This is a genomic window from Micromonospora sp. NPDC049497 (assembly GCF_044465805.1).
In the GTDB taxonomy this organism is placed as follows: domain Bacteria; phylum Actinomycetota; class Actinomycetes; order Mycobacteriales; family Micromonosporaceae; genus Micromonospora.
The window spans coordinates 1-2,311 of the sequence record NZ_JBITMC010000043.1; the positions used below are offsets into that span (position 1 = coordinate 1).

General features: G+C 73.7%; 1 protein-coding gene. It reads right to left on the reverse strand.

Annotation, left to right across the window (positions count from 1 at the left end):
• Positions 1-2,311, reverse strand: a 2,311-nt coding sequence (locus tag ACIBR0_RS28685; RefSeq protein WP_396720854.1) for an acyltransferase domain-containing protein, incomplete at both ends; no start/stop codon positions are given.

Below are 2,311 nucleotides of genomic sequence, written 5' to 3' on the forward strand. Positions count from 1 at the left end.
CGCCGGGTGTACGCCGTACCCGTCGACGTCGCCCCGGACCGGCTCCGGCAGCGCCACCTCCGCGTAGAGGTCGTCACCCGCACGCCACGCCCGGCGCAGGCCCTGGAGAGCCGGCCCGTACCGGTAACCCAGTCCGGCCAGCTCGTCGTACAGGCCGACCGTCTCCAGCGGAGTGGCCCCGGCCGGCGGCCACGCGGCCGGCCATCCCGCGGCGTCGGGCCCGCCGGCGGTGGTCAACCGACCCGCGGCGTTCCTCGTCCAGGACGCGTCGGTCTCCGCGGCGACCCGGGAGTGCACCTCCACCATCCGGTGTCCGTCCGCCGGCTCGGCGAGGACGACCTGCACCTCCACCGCGCCGTCCGCCGGCAGCACCAGCGGGCTGTGCAGGGCCAGTTCGTCGAGGTACGGATGCCCGCCGGCCGCACCGGCGTGCAGCACCATGTCGACGAGGGCGGTGGCGGGCAGCAGGCACCGGTCGGCGATGGTGTGGTCCACCAGCCACGGATGGGCGGCGCGCGACAACCGTCCGGTGAGGACCGTCCGGGCGTCGGTGGCCAGGTCGAGCCGCCCGCCGAGCAGCGGATGGATGCTCGGCTGCAGCCCCAGGTCGGTCGGTCGGGCGGCGGCCCTGTTCACCAGCCAGTGTCGGGTGTGTTGGAACGGGTAGGTGGGCAGGTCCAGGTGGGCGCGGGCGTCGGTGGGCCGGGCGCCGACGGTGGCGGCGGCGGCGAGCAGGGTGTGCTGGTGGGGACGCTTTCGGTGCAGGGTGGGGACGGCGACGACGTCGTCCAGTGTCTGCTGGTGCAGGGCGGTGAGGGTGGCGTCCGGTCCCAGCTCCACGAAGGCTCGCACCCCGTGGTGGTCGTGGAGGGTGGTGATGCCGTGGGCGTAGTGGACGGGTTCGAGGATGTGGTGGGTCCAGTAGGTGGGGTCGGTGAGTTGTTCGGTGGTGGCGAGGTGTCCGGTGACGTTGCTGATGACGGGGGTGGTGGGTGGGTGGTAGGTGAGGGTTGCGGCGACGGCGTGGAACTGGTCGGTGATGGTGGTCATGTGGGGTGAGTGGAAGGCGTGGCTGACCTGTAGTGCGGTGGCTTTGCGGCCGTTGTCCCGCCATTGGGTGGCCAGCCGCTGGCAGGTGTCCCGGTCGCCGCTGATGACGACGGTCTGCGGGGTGTTGACGGCGGCGATCGCGACGCCCGGTTGCCCGGCGATCAGCGCCTCGGCTTCGTCGTGGGTGGCGTGGAGGGCGATCATCGCGCCGGGGGTGGTGACGCTGTTCATCAGCCGGGCGCGGGTGGTGACGAGGTGGGCGGCGTCGGGCAGGGTGAGGACGCCGGCGAGGTGGGCGGCGGTGATTTCGCCGAGGGAGTGTCCGGTGAGGTAGTCGGCGGTGAGGCCGAGTTGGGTGGTGGCGACGTGGTGTAGGGCCAGGTGGAGGGCGAACAGGGCGGGTTGGGTGTAGGCGGTGGTGTCGAGCAGGGCGGCGAGGTCGCTGCCGGGTTCGGCGAACACGACGTCTTGGAGCCGGTGGTCGAGGTGCGGGTTGAGGGCCTCGCAGGCCTGGTCGAACCTTTCGCGGTAGGCGGGGTTGGTGGTGTAGAGGTCGGCGCCCATGCCGGGGTACTGGCTGCCCTGGCCCGTGAAACAGAACGCCACCTTGCCGGCCTGGTCCACCACACCCGTGGCCAGGTGGGGATGCGGCCGGCCCTCGGCGAGGGCGGTCAACGCGGCGGCGAAGTCGGAACGGGTCGCCGCGGTCACCACCGCCCGGTGCGCGAACCGGGTCCGCCGGGCCAGCGCTTCGGCGATCGTGGCCGGCGCGACGTCCGGGTGCCCGGCCAGCCAGGCCGCCAGGCGGGCGGCGTGGTCGCGGAGCGCGCTCTCGGTCCGGGCCGACAGCAGCCACGACGCCCACCCGGCCCACGGGTCGGCGGTGCCGTCCGCGCCGTCCGCCGTCTCCGCCGCGGGTGCCTGCTCGAGGATGACGTGCGCGTTGGTGCCGCTGATGCCGAACGAGGAGACCCCGGCGCGGCGCGGCTGCCCGTCCGGCGCCCAGCCCACCGCCCGGTCGAGCAGCCGGACCTTGCCGCTGTCCCAGTTCACGTGCGGGGTGGGGGCGTCGATGTGCAGCGAGCGGGGCAGCGTCCCGTGCCGCATCGCCAGGACCATCTTGATCACGCCGGCGACGCCGGCCGCCGCCTGGGTGTGGCCGATGTTCGACTTGATGGAGCCGAGCCAGAGCGGCTGGTCGTCCCGCCGGTGCTGCCCGTACGTGGCCAGCAGCGCCTGCGCCTCGATCGGGTCACCCAGG